We start from the raw sequence: 17,545 nt of genomic DNA on the forward strand, positions 1-17,545 counted from the left end.
CAGCTTACTATTTCTTTTCCAGGTAAAGCGTAATCTCCTCGCGGTTATGGAACAACTGCTTCGCACGCTTAATAATAAATGCGGTTGAGAAACGTTCCTTCACCTCACGGATGGTTTGAAGAGGCTTCTTGTGCATCAGTTTTATGGTAATAATGGCTGTCGCATTCGGCGCAAGCGCCTCTTCCAAATCAAGCACCAGCCTGCACATCTGCATTGGGCTCCAGCTCATATCGCATACTAGCAGATCAAAGGAGCCGGGCTTGAACTTCACTTCCGACGCATTCCGTTTCAGGTAGGTCAGGGCAGGATGTCCGGCTAATGTCGGGTGCATATCCCCGGGATCAATCGCTGTGACCTTAAGTCCTCTCTCAAGCAGCAGCGAGGTCCAGCCGCCGGGAGCTGCTCCGATATCTACCGCGGTACGGAACTTGGAATAATCGAGACCAAACTCCCGCTCCGCCTCAAGAAGCTTGAATTTAGCACGTGAGATTTGCCCTTCCTCGCGCTGGAAACGAATCGCTCCGCCTGGCCAATCGGACAACATATCTTCCGGTTTTCCATATCCGATATACAGCTCGGCTGCAGCTGCATAAATGGCAATGATAATGTCCGGATGCTGAACAACGGGCTCTGCATCCAGTTCCTCCAAAACCGCATCCAGTACAGCCTTCGTATCAGAAGCCGAATAAGGGAATGCCGTCTTATTCACGCGGCGAACGTGAATCGCAACCTGCTTGTCCTCAAACAGCAGACGCGAACGTCGTATGGTCTCCGACAGCTCCTGCAGATCATCTGCATTTCCTTTGATCTCGACCGTACGGTCAACAGGCTGCAAGTGCCTGAGGAATATTGGCTTGTCCGCCGCAACAGCCGCGGCAACCTCTTCTGCCGGCCGCTCGCTGTCAAATAAAAAAGTCTCTCCGGCGGCCAGCTGCGTTACCTTCACGCCGTCCAACAGCCGCCGAAGCTCTTCAATTGCATAAGGGGAATACCCTTGATTAGCCGTACCAATCCATCGGCTCACTACATTCAACTCCTCCGTTGTTGCACCAAACAAAAAACCTATATTAGCTGCCAGCCGCAATCTCGTCAAGCAGCGAATCCGGAATAGGACCGCTCATTATCTTCATTTCCATCGGCGCATGGGACGACAGCATTTGATACATATGCATTCTTCCCGCCGTGCTGGAGGTATGCAGATAGACTTTTTCGGATAACGGGCCGATTCCACCAGATGGCGGACAACCTCATAACCCGTAGGCTCGTTCCAGCCCAAGTCATAATCAAGGGATAAAATATCAATAGACTCGGAATCAATGAGAAGCTTGCACTCTTCCGCATTCCGAGCGAGCACGAAGCCTTTTGGACAAGGACGGTAATCATCCAGATACACATGAATCATCATTGTGTCCCCCATTCGCGCATCAGATTTAATTGTCTTGTATAGGTGCCGTCTTCGTCTGAAGGCGTTTCCAGTATAAAAGGAACCTTCGCCAGCGCAGGTACGGACATCAGCCACTTTAATCCCGCTTCGCCGATATGACCGCTGCAAAGCGCGGCATGCCGGTCTCGACGTGCACCTGAAGCAAACATTGAATCATTAAAATGTACGGCCGCTACATGCTCCAGCACGCCTAATGCAGCAGCTTTCTCCAGCCACTGCGCATCCGTCTCACCATGCCATAGACCGCTTGCGAACATATGGCAGGTATCCAGGCAAAATGCCAGCTTAGCCGGCTCTGCGCATAATCCCCGGATTTGGGCCAGCTCCTCGATGGTTGTTCCCATAAACGTATGTTCGCCCGATTGGATCTCAATCAGCAGCTTGGCATCCCCATTCCACTGGACTGTCACATCGTTAAGCGATTGAATAATCGATTGATAGCCGATAAGCGGATCTTTCCCCTTGTATACGCCAAAATGAACGACAACGCCTATCGATCCGCAGCTGTTCGCGATATCCAGATCATTAAGCAGTGATTCAACCGTACGCTGACGAACATCTTCCCGCTCTGAAGCCAGATTCGTCGGATACGGGGAATGGGCGATGGTTAGGATGTCATGCTGCCCGCAAAGCTCCGCGCAGCGTTCCGCATCTCTCTTGTCAAAGGATTTGAGACCAAGGCTGCGGGGGTTTTTCGGAAAATACTGAAAAGCACTAATGCCGCCTGAATAGGCGGCTTTGGCAGCTGCGGCATAGCCTTCTTTTATGCTGAGATGACGGCCGACATACATATCTTCTACTGTTCCTTTTGGCAGGCCGGGCAAGCAAAAGCTTTGCGCGACGAGACTTCGAACTGCTCGATCGGGGTGCCGCAGAAGGAGCAAGGCTCGCCTCCGCGGTCATACACCAGGCAGTGATCGTTGTAACCGCCGGTTAACGTGTCTCCTGCCGTTAAAGGCTGCTCCATGTAGCCGCCTTTTGAAATCGCTTCCTTTAACACACTATGCATCGATTCATAGAGTCGTGCCCATGTTTCGTCTATCAAGGAAGGAATTTTTGCATCCGGGCGAATCTTTGCTGCGAAAGCAATCTCGTCCGCATAGCAATTGCCGATGCCTGACAGCACATGCTGGTCAACAAGGGCCGTCTTAAGCGCGCCTCTCTTCTTGTCAAAGCGAGCTTTAAAACGCTCAAGCGTCAGTCTTTTATCGAAAGGATCCGGTCCAAGCTCCGAGAGCTTCGCATCCGCTTCCTTGACCGACATGAAATGCACGTAACCCAGCCGCAGCCCGATAAAATAAAGATTGCCTGTCGCAAACCGGATAGTAACTTGAATCGTGCGGTCGGGACGTTCCTCATCCGTTCCGTAAAATAACGTGCCTCCGAGCATCAGATGAAGCACAAGCCGTTTGCCGTTATCGAGGTGAAATAACAAATGTTTGCCTCTGCGTTCCACGAACCAGACGGTCCGGCCAACCAGCTCTGCGTCAAATTGCTCGGCACTAATATTAATCGATTTATCGCGGGTAACTTCTGTGCCCGTAATCGGAGAGCCGATAATAAGCTCCGATAATCGCGTACGGTAATGCTCCATTTCCGGTAGTTCCGGCATTCAAGCTCGCTTCCTTCCTATCCGCTCTATTGCTTTCTCTTATATCCCGATTGAGACCGAAATATACGAGATCAGCTTATGTAAATCATCACAAATTATTTCCGGCCTGCAGCCCGCCCGTTCTGCATAATATTCCAGGTTATCCCTTGTCGTTAACCCGGTTAACACGAGTATGGTCCCGCAGCCCGAAGCATGGCCGGCCGCGATGTCCGTCGACATATTGTCTCCGATGACCCACGTCTCGCCTGCTGACAGCCCAATCTGGTGAAGCGAGTAATCCATCAGGATCTTGGACGGCTTGCCGATCAGTGTCGGCTCCTTGCCGCCTGCGGCTGTTAGCATGGCCCCAATCGAACCGGCGCCCGGGAACAAACCGCCTTCACCGGGAAGCAGTAAATCCGGATTGGTTAGTACGAATTCGGCCCCTTGATGAATCGAGCGGACTGCCGTCGTCAACCGCTCATAAGAAAGCTGCCGATCGAGTCCCTGCAGGACAAAATCAGGCTGCTCGTCCGCTAGTCGCAACCCTGCCGCTTCAACGGCTTCGATCAACCCGCTTTCTCCTATGACAAGCACCGATGCGCCCGGTTTTTTGTTTGCTATGTATTGTGCCGCAGCCTGTGCCGAGGTGCATACCTCGCCAGGCTCGGCGTCGATCCCCATCTTCTGGAGCCGCAAGGCTACGGCTTCAGGGGATACCGTAGAATTATTCGTTACGAAACGGTAGGGCAGCTTCCACTCCCGAAGCTGCCTGATAAGAATATCCGCTCCGTCTATGCGCTGGGTTCCATGATACAAGGTGCCGTCCAGATCCAGGAGCAAGCCTTTCATGGGTGTTAATCGGTCATTCATTCAGCAAGCTTCCTTCCCGTCTTGCGCAAAAGCCGCTCCTTCCGCTTTCGAAGGCCTTCGATTTCGTCGCGGCGCTTCGCATCCCTCCTGCCAAGAGGATGGCTGAGCGCTAGTTCCAATGCTTCTGTCACATATGATAAAGCCGAATCATAATCCTTCAGCTTATGTTCGAAATACATCGCCAGTTCAACGCTGGCATTCATGCCAGCCGTTCCATACTGGACGGACTGTACAAGAGCCTTCTGCCACAATAACACAGCTCGCTGCCAATTTCCAGCTTTCTTGTCTCGTGCAGCCAACATGTTCAGCGTGGAAGCCGCAGTGCGATTGGATGCGAGCGCAGCTTCGAACATGCACTCCGCCCGGTCGGCATGCCCCATCTTCTCGAGCCATAAGCCCGTTCGGATAAGCTCCTCCGATTCTTCCGGCATAGGAAGCCGAAAGCCGCCTTCAACCGTTCCGTTAAGCAGATGGCCGAACCGTATGGACAGACAAACAAGAGACAGCATGTCTATCTCGTTATGCTGGTATACGCCTCTCAACGGCTCCGGATTGCCGTCAGCCAGAAACTGAAAGTACAGCTGCGGCGCCAATGATCCGGGCACATCGTCGATTCGTTCGATTCCGAGACGTTCCTCCTCGACATGGCTTAACCGCAGCGATGCCAGCGTATTCTTCCATATACTGCGGGAGGGATGAAGGAAATCAAGATGAAGCGGCTCCCACAGCTTCCGGTTGTACCCGTTCATGATGAACCGGGTCTGCATCACCGGCCAATCAAAGGTTTTGCCGTTATAGCTGACCAGATAGCGGTAGCTGCCTAATTTGCCGTTCAAATAGTACAGCATCGCGCGCTCTTCCGCCGGGTGGCGGATAACCGCCTGCTCCACAATCAGTTCTCCGCCCGACCAATAAGCCAGACCAACCATAAACGGCACATTCCCCGTCCCGACGCCAAGTCCGGTTGTTTCAAGATCCAGATACAGCAGCTGTTCTGCATCAACCGGTGTCTCATGGAAGGCCGACAATCCGGATACAGCTCCGGGAAGCTCCCCGATACAATGAATGCCATGCTTGTGCTGGGCAGGATAGACGAGCCTTCGCATCAGAAAGCTGCCTCCTTCATTATGGAGCAGCTTCACACCCATTGAAGACCATTCTTCCGACAAGGTCTCCAGTTGGTCGCCATCCGCCGCAGGCTCAGCCTGAGATTCATGCGCTGCAATAGCTGCTGCCGTCTCTTCGGAGGGAGGAGCTGAGCTGCTGCCGCGAAGACGGTTCATTTTGTCACGCAGACTACTCATGCCTCTTCCTCCTTTATATAGCCGCAACGGAAACAGCCTGAACTTATAACATGGATAAGAGCTGAACGCTTTTCTGTTTCCCGTTGATTCCTTCGATTTCGTTTCCGATACATGATGGACATCCATCCTTGCATGAGCATTTTTTGATTAGATTGGCGGCAGCTTGCTTCACGTCATCAAACCGTTTGAATACGTCGTCAGCAAGCCCGATACCGCCAGGGTAGTGATCATATATAAAAATCGTCGGCAAGCCCGTATGGGCGGCCTTAATCTGTGAAGTTACGTGGACGTCACTCCGGTCGCACATGACCATAACCGGTACGATATGCTGAATCACATTGGCGATGCCGAGCAGCAGCTGCTCCAGAATTTTTGTACCTATCTCGGGATCCGTATCCTTCAGTTCCAGCCAAGTGGCACGGGTATGAAGCTCTTGCTCAGGCAAATGAATGGGCCCCGACCCAATGTTCTCGAACGTAGTCAGCTTGATTTTCTTGAAAATAGTTGGAATCATCGTAACCGCCACATCCCCCTGATGGACAGCACCGTTTCTGGAGCTTCTCGTCTTGTCGATCTCGAGAACCTTCAGATTCACCGCGAGATTGGCATCCGTGTAATACTCGACGTCCACTTCACGCACATAGGCTTTCTTATGATCCCAGTCCAGCTTCTCAACCTGAAACTGTACGCCCTCATGAAGATAAATCGCTTCATCATGAAGAAGGGTCATCGCGCTGAACCGGTCCATCTCGCCAATGATGCGGACATCGGCCACATTCGATTGATCCACAATCACCACATTTTCCTGCGATGCGGAGCGCAAGCTGATCTCGCTTGCCGGGAATGCCTGATTTGCCCAATAAAAGGTATCCCCATTGCGGTGCAGCACGCGCTCTTCCTGAAGGTATTCCAGAATCTCGCTCACTTCGACCGGTCCAAATTCCTCGGTATTCTTGAACGGCAGCTCATACGCCGCGCAGCGGATATGATCCACGAGAATAATCAGGTTCTCCGGATTAATCCGCGCGGATTCCGGGTTTCTGTCGAAGAAATATTCCGGGTTCTGGACGATATACTGATCGATTGGCGTCGAGCTGGCTACCATCAGAATTAGCGCTTCTCCGTGCCTTCTTCCGGCGCGTCCGGCCTGCTGCCAGGTGCTTGCGATACTTCCGGGGTATCCGGTCATCACGCAAACCTGAAGCTGCCCGATGTCTACTCCAAGCTCCAGGGCATTCGTGCTTACAACGCCAAGAATCTCGCCGTCCCTAAGGCCCCTCTCGATTTCTCTCCGCTGCTTCGGAAGATATCCGCCCCGGTATCCCCGAATCGATTTCGTGCCGATCTGATTCTTCACCAGCTCTTGGATATGGCTGAGGATAATCTCCACTCTCACTCGGCTCCGGGCGAACACAATCGTCTGAATCTTGTTCTTCAGAAATTCCTTCGCCAGATGATTGACTTCAACGGTGGCGCTCTTCCGGATATTCAGAGGCACGTTAACGATCGGCGGATTATAGAATACGAAATGCTTCCGGCCTCTCGGAGCCCCGTTATCATCGATCAGGCGCATGGGACTGCCGGTCAGCTGCTCCGCCAATTCCTTCGGATTCGCGATCGTAGCGGATGTGCAAATAAAGGTTGGTTTGCTTCCGTAAAATTTGCAGATCCTCTTCAGTCTCCGGATCACATTCGCCACATGGCTGCCAAATACGCCCCGGTAGGTGTGCAGCTCATCAATGACGATATATTTCAAATTCTCGAACAGGCTGACCCACTTCGTATGATGGGGCAGAATCGCGGAATGAAGCATATCGGGGTTTGTAATTACGATATGGCCGGCTTTGCGGACGATCTGACGGATCGCTGGCGAAGTATCGCCATCGTAGGTGTAGCTCTTGATATCGATCCCCATCTCGTCGATAATTTCGTTCAGCTCGCTCTTCTGATCCTGCGCCAAAGCCTTGGTCGGGAACAAATACAACGCGCGGCTTGTCTCGTCCTTCGCAATGGCCTGCAGGACGGGCAGGTTATAGCATAAGGTTTTGCCGGATGCCGTAGGCGTTACCGCCACGATATTTTCCGCATTGGAGGCTAACCGGAAGGCTGTTCCCTGATGGGTGTACAGCTCCGAGATCCCGCGTTTATGCAGCGCTGAACGGATGCGCGGATCAACGCTGTCATCAAACGGCGTAGTTTTTGCCTCCTGCGGCTGCATTTCATACCAATTCACTATATTTTCATTTGAGCGTAATTCCTCAATTAATTCAGGCAAAGTTTTCTTCTTGAACATGTACGGACGTCACCCCTTGATACCAACAGTTTAGCGAATATTTGTTCGCTTGGCTAGAGGATTCAAGAAAGACATTTTTTACCGCGCGGAGAAAATAACATGAACAAACCCGCCCCCGGAGAGGGCGGGTCCAGCCTATCTATTATACATGCGGCGATTCCCAGGAGCGTTTGCTCCAGCCGACATGATGCCCGAGCACATTCATATCCCGGTCTAACAGAACCTCAACGCCAAAAGCCATTTGTTTGTCCCGCCAGAACCTCACATCTTTCCAGGAGACCTCATAACCGTCGTGTTTCTCTTCTACTTGCAAATATACCTGATCGGCAAAGCCGAGGAAGGCTTTTACGCCGTCTGCTTCCATAGCAGCTCTTACAGCGGGTGCATGCTCGCTTTGCTGATTTTTAAGAACCGTTGATTCGATATGAATCTGTCCGCCGGCTATCGTGCCGGCACGATAGCAGTCACCGCAGTCCGCCGTAAACTGCCAGCTCCCTCCCGCAAGAGATGGAACCAGCGTAATTCCGGCAGTATTGCCAAGTTGGAGCTGAAGTCTTCGCTTTACCCGCCAACGCAAACGCAGGCGCACGGCAATATAGAGGACGGTTGCCCCATACAAACAGGCAAACATCGGACCGGGCGGTAGCACTCCAAGCATCCAACAGCTTAAACCAAGCGCATGGGCGCCAAACAGATAGGGATCAAACAGGCAAAGCGCATCCAAATGCCACCATTTCCTCGAAAACGGCCGGAGACACTGTACGCCGTACGTGTTAAAGAGATCAAGCACGATATGAAAGCAAACCGCTGCCAGCGTCCATAACATCACCACGAGAACATGCTCCATCACGCCAAACAGAAAAGCCGAACCTAGACCAATTACGGCAGCCCAAACAAGCGGAGCCGGTACGGAATGCGTGATCCCCCGGTGGTTCCGGATATAGGCAGCCTGCCCTTTCAACCTCGCCAGTACATCGAAATCCGGTGCATGGCTCCCAAGCACTGTGCCGGCCAAAACCGCATAACCAATCTCCGGATGAAGCGAAACTGCCGGATCCAGCATGGCAAGACCGCCAAGCGTTGCGCCAAACAGCAAATGACTTCCCGTATCCATCTGTCCTCATCCCCTTAGTCGAAGGTTAAGGTCAGCATAATACGGGTTCGTTAGCGGATTATTTTCGAGGCATGTTGTTTTTGTAAGGGTGCTGCTGCAATGCAGCGCTAGCCTTTAGCCCGTGGAATCTCCGTATGATAAAGATCATGGGCCGCATAGGAATTCGGGAATATCTCCCTTGCCTCCTCTTCAAGCGCAGCAAGGTCCTCATCCACAAATCGGGTGCTGAAATGCGTCATGATAAGCCTTTTCGCATTGGAGTCCCGAGCCGTTGCTGCCGCTTCAACCGTGGTTGAATGGCCGTACAAATGGGCTTTCTCTTCTTGACCGGCTGCAAAGGTGGCTTCATGCACGAGCAAATCCGCATTTTGCGCCAGACGATAAGCATTGTCGCAAGGCTTGGTATCACCCGCTATGGCGATAATTCTGCCGCAAATCGGTGTTCCGGCCACATCCGCCGCACGAATCAGAGTTCCGTCAGGCAGCGTGACATCCTCGCCTTTCTTGATCCGCCCAAATAGAGGTCCGGCCGGGACACCTAATTGCTGCAGCCGTTCGACGTTTAACTTACCCGGGCTTTCGCATTCCGTAATGCGGTAGCCAAAGCTGGGAACGCGATGCTCAAGGGGCAAGGCCTCGACGGTGTATCGTTCGTTCTTGAAAATAACGCCTTCCGTCACTTCGTGGTAGGTAATCTCATAATCAAGGCGCGTGCTGCTCAACGTGAGCGCCGTCTCAATCATTTCGCGGATCCCCGGAGGCCCAAACAGCTGCAGCGGACTGTTGCCGCCGACATAGGACCGGGTACTAAGCAGACCCGGAATTCCGTAAGTGTGATCCCCATGCAAATGGGTTACGAATAACACCTCGAGCTTGTTCAGCTTAAGCGGCGTGCGCATTAATTGATGCTGGGTTCCTTCTCCCGCGTCAAACATCCAGAGCGAGCAGTCCGGATCCGGCAGTCTTAGTGCTATGGATGTAACATTGCGGTGCTTCATCGGGCGTCCTGCGCCCGTACCCAGAAACCATATTTCCATTCTGCTGTCACCTCACGACACGTTATCGCCACGTATAGGATGAAAGCCCCCGTGAGCGGCGGCTGGTGAACCAGCTTTCGCTTACGGAGGCTTAGCTTGCATTTATCGTTCTACTTTCTCAACATTGAAATACTGCGCTTCCGGATGGGCGAATACCATTGCGGATACGGATGCCTCCGGCTCCATCATGAAGCCTTCCGTCAGCTCTACGCCGATATCCTCCGGCTTCATCAATTCGAAGAGCGGCCCCTGGTCTTCCAGATTCGGACATGCCGGATATCCGAAGGATACTCGGATACCTTGATATCGAGCGCCAAAACGCTGCTTCATCGTCATCGATGCCGGATCCGGGTAACCCCAGACATCGCGCATCATATGATGGACGCGTTCAGCCATTGCCTCTGCGACCTCAAGGGCCACCGATTGCAGCGCATGGGAACGGAGGTAATCGCCTTTTTCCTTCCACTCTGTCGCAAGCTCGCGTACGCCTTGACCGGCCGTTACAACGAGGAAGCCCACATAGTCCATGATTCCGCTCTCTACCGGCTTCAGATAATCGGCGAGACAAAGGAATGGCTCCACCTGCTGACGAGGGAAGTTGAAACGCTTGATTTCTTTCGTATGATCCTGCGGATCGTAAATGATGATATCATTGCCGGACGACTGCGCCGGGAAGAACCGGTACATGCCATTTGCTTTAATAATACCGTCTGTTGTGCCTTCCTGCAAAATCTCGTCAACCGTTGCTTTCAGGCCTACGGCCTTCTCGTTGCCTTCTTGAAGAAGATTGTCGACATTGCCTTTAAGGCCAAGGTGATGTCCGAGCAGCATCTGCATGTTCACGTAAGGAATGATATGCGGAATCGGAACGTCGCGAAGGATATGCCGGTCCGTATCCGGCGGGATAAAGACAGGCGCGTCAACCGAGATTTTGGAGCGTTCCACGCGAGTAAGCTGCGGCTGCGCTTTTTTCTCTTCAGCAGCATCATCGCCCGACTCTTTGTAAATGCGCATTTCTTCTTCCATTCTGCTGCGGTGCTCGCTGTCCATCAGCTTATTCGCAAGATCCAGACCGTCCATGGCATCCTTCGCATACAGCGTCAATCCGTCGTATTCAGGACCAATTCGGGTCTTCGTGAACTTACGCGTAAGCGCTGCGCCGCCTACCATGATAGGAGCCGAAATGCCCGCGTTACGCATATCCTGCGCCGTTACGACCATCTGCTGAGCGGACTTAACAAGCAGACCGGATAGGCCGATAATATCGGCATTTTCCTTGCGCTGCGCTTCAATCAGCTGCTCAGGCGGCACTTTAATGCCAAGGTTAATAATCTTATACCCGTTGTTAGACAAAATAATCTCGACAAGGTTTTTGCCGATGTCATGCACATCGCCTTTTACCGTCGCCAGAATGATTTTCCCTTTCACGGATGATTCGTTCTTCTCCATGAACTGCTCGAGATGGGCTACCGATGCCTTCATTACCTCGGCGCTCTGCAGAACCTCCGCTACAATCAGCTCGTTGTTGTTGAACAGACGTCCAACCTCTTCCATCCCGCGCATGAGCGGTCCGTTGATCACTTCCAGCGCCGTATATTTCTTCAGCGCTTCGTCAAGGTCAGGAATTAGTCCTTCCTTCGTGCCTTCCACGATATAAGAAGCAAGACGCTCCTCGAGAGAAAGATTCGACACTTTCTCCTTCTTCACGACTTTCTTCTCCCGGAATGCCGCAACAAATGCCGCCAGCGTATCATCATTTGTGTTGTAGATGAGATCCTCTGCCAGCTTGCGCTCTTCCTCCGGAATCGAGGCATACCGTTCCAGTTTTTCCGTATTTACGATCGCATAGTCAAGACCGGCTTTTGTACAGTGGTATAAATAAACCGAGTTCAGCACTTCGCGGCCCGCATCCGGCAGACCAAACGAAATGTTGCTGAGGCCGAGAATCGTCTTCGCTTTCGGGAATTTCTCCTTAATCATCCGGATCCCTTCAATGGTCTCAACTGCCGAACCAATGTATTGCGGATCACCGGAGCCAACCGGGAACATATTCGGGTCGAAAATAATATCTTCCGGGTTCATGCCATATTTATTCACGAGCAGATTATAAGAGCGTTCCGCTACTTCCATCTTCGCTTCGCGGGATACCGCCTGTCCCCGCTCATCGATCAGGATCATGACAACTGCCGCACCGTACTGATGAATCAGCGGCAGGATTTTCTCGAATTTCGATTCGCCGTCTTCAAGGTTAATCGAGTTAATAATTGCTTTACCCTGCGAGTATTTCAAGCCCAGCTCGATGATATGGTCATAAGTCGAATCGAGCATTAACGGCACTTTAATTTTCTTCACGACCTGCGGCAGGAATTCATGAACCGCGTAAGCCTCATCGATATCCGTATCCTGCAGGTTGATATCGATAATATGGGCGCCGCCTTTTACCTGGGAACGCGCAATCTCCGATGCTTCGTCAAATTTGCCTTCTTTAATAAGGCGTTTGAACTTACGCGATCCGGAAATATTGGTCCGTTCACCAATCATAATCGGGCGGTTGTCTTCTTCGATAAATACCGTATCAATCCCCGATACTGCAGCCGGGTGAGTGCCGTATTGCGTACGCGGTGCAAAAGTGGCCATGGTCTCGGCCAACGCTTTAATATGTGCTGGAGTTGTGCCACAACAGCCGCCGGCAATGTTAAGCCAGCCCTGCTCCGCAAATGCCGACATTTTTCGTGCAAGAGACTCGGGAGATTCATGATAATGACCGTTCTCATCCGGAAGGCCCGCGTTCGGATAACAGCTTACCGCCGAGTCGGCAATCTCGCTTAACGAACGAATATGGTCACGCATGAATTCAGGACCAGTCGCGCAGTTTAGTCCGATCGAGATCGGCTTCAAATGCTCAAGGGAAATATAGAAGGATTCAATGGATTGGCCTGCAAGCGTAGTACCCATCGGCTCAATCGTGCCGGAGATCATAATCGGAAGCTCGCGGTTCGAAGCCTCGAAAGCTTTGCGAATTCCAATGCTTCCAGCCTTAACGTTCAGCGTATCCTGAGAGGTCTCCAGAAGAATCGCGTCTACGTTGCCTTCGATAAGCGCAAGCGTCTGTTCATAATAACTGTCTACGAGTTCATCAAAGGTTACACCGCCGGTAACGGACAGTGTTTTGGTCGTTGGCCCCAGCGCGCCGGCTACATAACGCGGGCGGTCAGGTGTCGAGAATTTATCTGCCGCGTCTCTTGCCAGCTTGGCAGCAGCAAGGTTAATTTCGCGGGCTTTTTCCGGGATATCGTATTCCGCCAGTACGACGCTTGTCGCACCAAACGTGTTGGTCTCCAAAATATCGGCGCCGGCTTCCAGATATTTCTCATGGATGATCGATATAACATCCGGACGTGTTAAAACAAGCATTTCATTACAGCCGTCAAGCTCTTCTCCGCCGAAATCCTCAGCGGTCAAATCAGCCTGCTGAATCATCGTTCCCATCGCTCCGTCCAGGATGAGTATCCGCTGCTGCATCAATTCTTGTATGGTCGGTTTCAACAAATTTCGTACACCCTTCCTCCGAAAATCATTAACAAATAGTGTAACAGAATAGCCGCTCTGTGAAAAGGCAGTCCATCGACATTTGACTACTTTTGCTATATAATTGGACTTATCGGTTAATTTCTATAGGGAAAGAGGGATTGAGAATGGCTGAAATTCGCATTCGCAATACAAATGAACGTATTTCTGGCGAACAGAACGTGCGTGAATTTTTAGAAAACCAAGAAGTTCTGTATGAACATTGGGATGCAACAAAACTCCCTGCGCATCTGCAAGAGAAGTTTGTTCTCTCCGATGAAGAGAAAGCAGAAGTATTATCCACCTTTAACGCTGATATTACGGATCTGGCCGCTCGCCGCGGCTACAAAACCTGGGACATCATTACATTATCCGATGCAACTCCTAATCTCGACGAATTGCTGAAAAAATTCGAATCCGTTCACACCCATACGGAAGATGAAGTACGCGCTATTACTGCCGGCAAAGGCATTTTCGTTATTAAAGGCTCCGATGAAGTTGGCTACTTCGATGTTGAACTCGAAGCTGGCGACGTTATCTCGGTTCCGGAGAGATTCCCTCACTTCTTCACGTTGATGGATAACCGTCAAATCGTAGCGGTACGTCTGTTCATCGAAACAGAGGGCTGGATTGCTCATCCGTTCGAAGATCCAACGTTCGTAAAATAGTTCATGAAAAAAAAGCCCCTCGTTCCATCTTTCCGATGGCGAGGGGCTTTGTCTTGTCCCTTATTGCTCCAACAGTAACAGCAATTCTTCCAAATGCGCAATTTCATGCGATGGGATGATGTCATCATTACGAACGGCACCGTGGCGGTTCACCCAAACGGATGTCATGCCGATTGTGTTCGCACCGAGAATATCCGTCGTGAGCTTGTCTCCAACCATAATGCCGTGATCCGGCTCAATTCCGAGACGTTCAAGCGCATGGCGGAATATCGAAGCAGCGGGCTTGCCCTCTCCGAACTCACCGGAAATAATAATGTGATCGAAGTATGGAACCAGCTCAGGAACGCCGGCAAGCTTCTCGCGCTGCAGATCGGGAGATCCGTTCGTAAGCAGCAGGAGCTTGTACTTGCCTTTCAGCGCATCCAGTACGCGGAAGGTCTCATCATAAACGAGTGGACGGCGGCGGCGTTCAGCAGGGAACTGTTCAGCCAGCTTCGCACCCAGCTCTTCATTGTCAACGCCAAGCGAACGCAAACCGCGTGTCCAGGCTTCCTTACGGTAACCCGGTGCAAGCTGTTCCAGCTTGCGGAACTCTTCTTGCTCCCCTTCACGGAAATTCGCCCAGAGTCCTTCAAACGGGTTAATGCCGATCATCTTTGTGAACGGGAAAGTCTCATAGGATTCATACAGAGCACGCGCTTCTCTGCGCACGGCATCCTCGAGCTGCTCCGGATCAACACCTGCAGCATCTGCGCCGGCTTGGCATGTTGCTTCGAATGCTTCCTTTACGCTGCGGTCATCCCACAAGAGCGTATCATCTAGATCAAAAAGAACCGCTTGCTTCCCCATAATTCGCATAACTCTCCTACTCTTCTTCTATTTTTGCTCAAAAGGCAGATTATGTGTCTTTGCGAAATCCTGCAGCTTGCTGCTGATTTTATCCGTTGGATAACGGTTCAAGAGACGCGAGAACACCCAGTTCGCGCCTTTTTGCTGCATAATGACAACCGCGCCCTTTTGAACGCTAATGCCTTTAATATTCGATACATGAAGCTTCTTGTCGCCTGTCATTTTGCGGGTTTGGATATAATCCTTGCCTATTGCAATGTAAGGTCGGCGAAGCAGGAAGATCAGAGCCAGGAATAAATAGCAGCCAATTGTTACCCATAACATCGTAGTTGGCTCAAAATCGGGAGCCGTCGTGACCAGGATGGTGTACATACTGATCATCAATACGAGAAAGATGGGGAATATGTAGTTTCGGCCTTTAAACCGGTCTACCTTAGGTGCAGTTGAAGTGCCAATCTGTGATACGCCATGCTTCTTACGCGCTTTGTTAATTTGGTTCGTATTTTTGCGCACCTTGCGCTCCCACGTACGAGACAAGCTTATTCCTCCTATTGTATATTTGCAGACGCCGTTCTTGAAACGGCGCCACTGCTTGCTATATCAAGATTAGACCAGATTAATGAGTTATATCGTTCGAATCGCCATCCACAATTTCAATCGAATCCAATTGCTGACGGAAATTTCTTTTAAAGTTGTCCAGATATTGTTTGCGCAATACGTCACGCTCAGCAAGTTCCTCTTCGGTCAACCCTACTGTTTTATTTTTACGGGATAATTCATTAATGCGCGCGATGATTTTTTCCATGCCTTCACCTCATTTGCTCGTTACTCATCCTTCTTACCTATTTTGACTTTTAACGCGAGCAATTGTCAAGGTAATGATACAAGAATAACAAATGGACAGGAAAGTTTCGAACATCCCGTGTCCGATCTTCCTGTCCATCTGCATAATGCATAAATCATCTATTATGGAATAATTAAGACTTGTCCTGGCTTAAGCTCGACTGAACTTAATTGATTGCGTTCTTTAATCGTATATATGTATTCTCTAATGTCCTTTGAGTTATCGGCGAAGCGGTCAGCAATCCCCCACAGCGTATCCCCTGCCGAGACAATTACAGTCTGTTCATTCATTGAAGCTGCTTCTATATGATCGGATGAAGCATTTGTACGCATCATCAGGAAACTTGTGAAGAGAAGAACAAATACTGCTGCACTTACTATGAGTTTGAAAGCATGACGATTAATGTTATGGCCCCGAGACTTGATAGATTTAACGGCTTCATCCTTATGGATGCTTTTATAAAAAGATGGATTCATGATCATTATTATCGCTCCCCGAACGTTTGTTCTGTTTCCTTCTGTTCTTAGAATAACACGAACAAATGTTTGGAGTCAACAAAAATGCGAACTTTTGTTTTTAAGAACTTATGTTTGTACGAACTCCGGTTCTATGTTATAATTTTCTTCAAATATTACATTGGAGTGATTCACGTGTCTAAGATTTCGAACCGCCAACAGTCGATTCTTGAATTTATTAAGAATGAGGTTCGGGACAAGGGATACCCGCCTTCCGTTCGCGAAATCGGCGAAGCGGTTGGCCTTGCATCAAGCTCCACCGTACACGGCCATCTGGATCGGCTAGAGAAGAAAGGCTTGATCAGACGCGATCCAACGAAACCGCGGGCGATCGAAATTTTGGATCAAGACGGTGTTGACGGCATTATCCTCCCCGCTGTAGCGCAAGTACCAATCGTCGGCAAAGTAACGGCAGGCATGCCCATCACGGCGACTGAAAATATTGAGGAGTACTTCCCGATTTCCGCGCATTTTGTTGGCGACGATGAAGTATTTATCCTGAATGTCATTGGCGACAGCATGATCGAAGCCGGCATACATAACGGCGACCTTGTCATTGTTCGCCAGCAGCAGACCGCTAACAATGGCGATATCGTTGTTGCCATGACGGAAGATGATGAAGCGACGGTTAAGACGTTCTACAAGGAGAAGGATCATATCCGCCTCCAGCCGGAGAACTCCACAATGGAGCCGATTCGTCTTAACAACGTAACGATTCTCGGCAAAGTGGTTGGCCTGTTCCGTGACTTCCACTAAACCGGATACAAAAAAAAAGAGGCTGTTCCCGCTAATCCGATCCCATCGTTCGGATAACGCGAACAGCCTCTTTTTTTGCATGATATGGATTTGTTTGGATACCTGTTTACCTATATATGGTATCATCAATTTAGTCCGAGTTCTTAAGAGGTGGCTAAATGAACAAGAAATTAAGCAGATCGCAATTCGATAAATCCATTTCAGGCGTATGCGGCGGAATAGCCGAATATTTCAACCTGTCCTCTCTATTCGTAAGACTGCTGTTCCTCTTCTTTATCCCTGCCAATCTGATCATCTACATCATTCTGGCTAACGTCATTCCAGCCAGTCCTCCCTCCTTATATAGGCAATGATCATTTATGCTATCCGTTCAAAAAATGGCCGAATGAATAAAGTAGTTTCAATAACAAAAAAAGGGGGTGTCCCATAAGTCATGTAAATGACGATGGGACACCCCCTTTTTTTGTATTTGGGCTAAACAGCAGCCTACGCATGAAATGTTCTTCCGATCGCCATTGCTCAGGGATTCCTTCGAATCAACGAGGTATGGTTGGCATCCCTTCACAAAAGCGAACGCTGGCGCTTCTCCAGAATCATTTCATGCTCCGTCTGCCCTTAACCTGTTCATGAAATGCTCAAACAAAAAGAAGCCGACCCTTGTTAGAATAGAAGTACCACCAACCATTCTAA

At 50.5% G+C, this 17,545-nt stretch carries 17 protein-coding genes; 3 read left to right on the plus strand and 14 right to left on the minus strand.

The window, feature by feature from the left end; translation table 11 throughout:
• Positions 1-7: 7 nt before the first annotated feature.
• The 10 genes from M3194_RS21785 to metH all read right to left on the minus strand — a co-directional run bounded on the left by M3194_RS21785 (position 8) and on the right by metH (position 13,205).
• Positions 8-1,024, minus strand: a complete 1,017-nt coding sequence (locus tag M3194_RS21785; RefSeq protein ID WP_251656189.1) for an SAM-dependent methyltransferase — start codon at positions 1,022-1,024, stop codon at positions 8-10.
• A 102-nt stretch (positions 1,025-1,126) separates the two neighbouring features.
• Positions 1,127-1,417, minus strand: a complete 291-nt coding sequence (locus M3194_RS21790; RefSeq protein ID WP_311291602.1) for a cyclic-phosphate processing receiver domain-containing protein — start codon at positions 1,415-1,417, stop codon at positions 1,127-1,129.
• Positions 1,402-2,235, minus strand: a complete 834-nt coding sequence (locus M3194_RS21795; protein ID WP_251656190.1) for a deoxyribonuclease IV — start codon at positions 2,233-2,235, stop codon at positions 1,402-1,404. The genes M3194_RS21790 and M3194_RS21795 overlap by 16 nt, the downstream gene beginning before the upstream one ends.
• Positions 2,236-2,240: 5 nt before the next feature.
• The gene (gene mutM / locus M3194_RS21800; protein WP_251656191.1) at positions 2,241-3,056 is read right to left on the minus strand and encodes a DNA-formamidopyrimidine glycosylase; all 816 of its coding nucleotides are present in this window, start codon (positions 3,054-3,056) and stop codon (positions 2,241-2,243) included.
• A 39-nt stretch (positions 3,057-3,095) separates the two neighbouring features.
• Positions 3,096-3,908 carry a TIGR01457 family HAD-type hydrolase gene (locus M3194_RS21805; RefSeq protein WP_251656192.1) on the minus strand — a complete coding sequence of 271 codons (813 nt, stop codon included), beginning with the start codon at positions 3,906-3,908 and terminating at the stop codon, positions 3,096-3,098.
• On the minus strand, positions 3,905-5,212 hold the full coding sequence (locus M3194_RS21810) for a ribonuclease H-like domain-containing protein (RefSeq protein WP_251656193.1): 1,308 nt from the start codon (positions 5,210-5,212) through the stop codon (positions 3,905-3,907). The genes M3194_RS21805 and M3194_RS21810 overlap by 4 nt, the downstream gene beginning before the upstream one ends.
• Positions 5,213-5,255: 43 nt before the next feature.
• Positions 5,256-7,505, minus strand: coding sequence for a DEAD/DEAH box helicase (locus M3194_RS21815; protein WP_251656194.1), 2,250 nt, complete (start codon positions 7,503-7,505; stop codon positions 5,256-5,258).
• A 142-nt stretch (positions 7,506-7,647) separates the two neighbouring features.
• A complete protein-coding gene (locus M3194_RS21820; RefSeq protein WP_251656195.1) occupies positions 7,648-8,619 on the minus strand; it encodes a metal-dependent hydrolase in 972 nt (323 codons plus the stop codon).
• 107 nt (positions 8,620-8,726) lie between these two features.
• Positions 8,727-9,656, minus strand: a complete 930-nt coding sequence (gene rnz / locus M3194_RS21825) for a ribonuclease Z (RefSeq protein ID WP_251656196.1) — start codon at positions 9,654-9,656, stop codon at positions 8,727-8,729.
• Between the two features lie 102 nt (positions 9,657-9,758).
• Positions 9,759-13,205: a methionine synthase gene (gene metH / locus M3194_RS21830; protein ID WP_251656197.1), complete on the minus strand. Its 3,447-nt coding sequence runs from the start codon at positions 13,203-13,205 to the stop codon at positions 9,759-9,761.
• A gap of 146 nt (positions 13,206-13,351) precedes the next feature.
• Here metH and M3194_RS21835 point away from each other — a divergent pair, with 146 nt between their 5' ends.
• The gene (locus M3194_RS21835) at positions 13,352-13,891 is read left to right on the plus strand and encodes a 1,2-dihydroxy-3-keto-5-methylthiopentene dioxygenase (RefSeq protein ID WP_251656198.1); all 540 of its coding nucleotides are present in this window, start codon (positions 13,352-13,354) and stop codon (positions 13,889-13,891) included.
• Between the two features lie 60 nt (positions 13,892-13,951).
• On the opposite strand, the gene M3194_RS21840 is transcribed toward M3194_RS21835, so the two are convergent.
• From M3194_RS21840 to yneA, 4 genes are all read right to left on the minus strand, one after another.
• Complete coding sequence (locus tag M3194_RS21840; protein ID WP_251656199.1) at positions 13,952-14,740, minus strand: HAD family hydrolase; 789 nt, start codon at positions 14,738-14,740, stop codon at positions 13,952-13,954.
• Positions 14,741-14,767: 27 nt separating this feature from the next.
• Complete coding sequence (locus tag M3194_RS21845) at positions 14,768-15,277, minus strand: hypothetical protein (RefSeq protein WP_251656200.1); 510 nt, start codon at positions 15,275-15,277, stop codon at positions 14,768-14,770.
• A gap of 79 nt (positions 15,278-15,356) precedes the next feature.
• Complete coding sequence (locus M3194_RS21850; RefSeq protein ID WP_251656201.1) at positions 15,357-15,545, minus strand: DUF896 domain-containing protein; 189 nt, start codon at positions 15,543-15,545, stop codon at positions 15,357-15,359.
• 161 nt (positions 15,546-15,706) lie between these two features.
• On the minus strand, positions 15,707-16,066 hold the full coding sequence (gene yneA, locus M3194_RS21855) for a cell division suppressor protein YneA (protein ID WP_251656202.1): 360 nt from the start codon (positions 16,064-16,066) through the stop codon (positions 15,707-15,709).
• A gap of 168 nt (positions 16,067-16,234) precedes the next feature.
• Between yneA and lexA the strand changes: the two genes are divergently transcribed.
• Together lexA and M3194_RS21865 are read left to right on the plus strand one after the other, a co-directional pair.
• Positions 16,235-16,855 (plus strand): transcriptional repressor LexA, encoded by a 621-nt coding sequence (gene lexA, locus M3194_RS21860; protein ID WP_251656203.1) that lies wholly within the window; start codon positions 16,235-16,237, stop codon positions 16,853-16,855.
• A gap of 158 nt (positions 16,856-17,013) precedes the next feature.
• Positions 17,014-17,208, plus strand: a complete 195-nt coding sequence (locus M3194_RS21865) for a PspC domain-containing protein (RefSeq protein WP_251656204.1) — start codon at positions 17,014-17,016, stop codon at positions 17,206-17,208.
• Positions 17,209-17,545: the final 337 nt, after the last annotated feature.

The organism is Paenibacillus glycanilyticus (genome assembly GCF_023715145.1).
Taxonomy (GTDB): Bacteria; Bacillota; Bacilli; order Paenibacillales; family Paenibacillaceae; genus Pristimantibacillus; species Pristimantibacillus glycanilyticus_A.

Coding starts and splice junctions, on each gene's coding strand:
- M3194_RS21790 (WP_311291602.1), bottom strand. CDS start 1,417: ATGGGGGACACAATGATGATTCATGTGTATCTGGATGATTACCGTCCT.
- M3194_RS21795 (WP_251656190.1), bottom strand. CDS start 2,235: ATGTATGTCGGCCGTCATCTCAGCATAAAAGAAGGCTATGCCGCAGCT.
- mutM (WP_251656191.1), bottom strand. CDS start 3,056: ATGCCGGAACTACCGGAAATGGAGCATTACCGTACGCGATTATCGGAG.
- M3194_RS21805 (WP_251656192.1), bottom strand. CDS start 3,908: ATGAATGACCGATTAACACCCATGAAAGGCTTGCTCCTGGATCTGGAC.
- M3194_RS21810 (WP_251656193.1), bottom strand. CDS start 5,212: ATGAGTAGTCTGCGTGACAAAATGAACCGTCTTCGCGGCAGCAGCTCA.
- M3194_RS21815 (WP_251656194.1), bottom strand. CDS start 7,505: ATGTTCAAGAAGAAAACTTTGCCTGAATTAATTGAGGAATTACGCTCA.
- M3194_RS21820 (WP_251656195.1), bottom strand. CDS start 8,619: ATGGATACGGGAAGTCATTTGCTGTTTGGCGCAACGCTTGGCGGTCTT.
- rnz (WP_251656196.1), bottom strand. CDS start 9,656: ATGGAAATATGGTTTCTGGGTACGGGCGCAGGACGCCCGATGAAGCAC.
- M3194_RS21835 (WP_251656198.1), top strand. CDS start 13,352: ATGGCTGAAATTCGCATTCGCAATACAAATGAACGTATTTCTGGCGAA.
- M3194_RS21840 (WP_251656199.1), bottom strand. CDS start 14,740: ATGGGGAAGCAAGCGGTTCTTTTTGATCTAGATGATACGCTCTTGTGG.
- M3194_RS21850 (WP_251656201.1), bottom strand. CDS start 15,545: ATGGAAAAAATCATCGCGCGCATTAATGAATTATCCCGTAAAAATAAA.
- yneA (WP_251656202.1), bottom strand. CDS start 16,066: ATGATCATGAATCCATCTTTTTATAAAAGCATCCATAAGGATGAAGCC.
- M3194_RS21865 (WP_251656204.1), top strand. CDS start 17,014: ATGAACAAGAAATTAAGCAGATCGCAATTCGATAAATCCATTTCAGGC.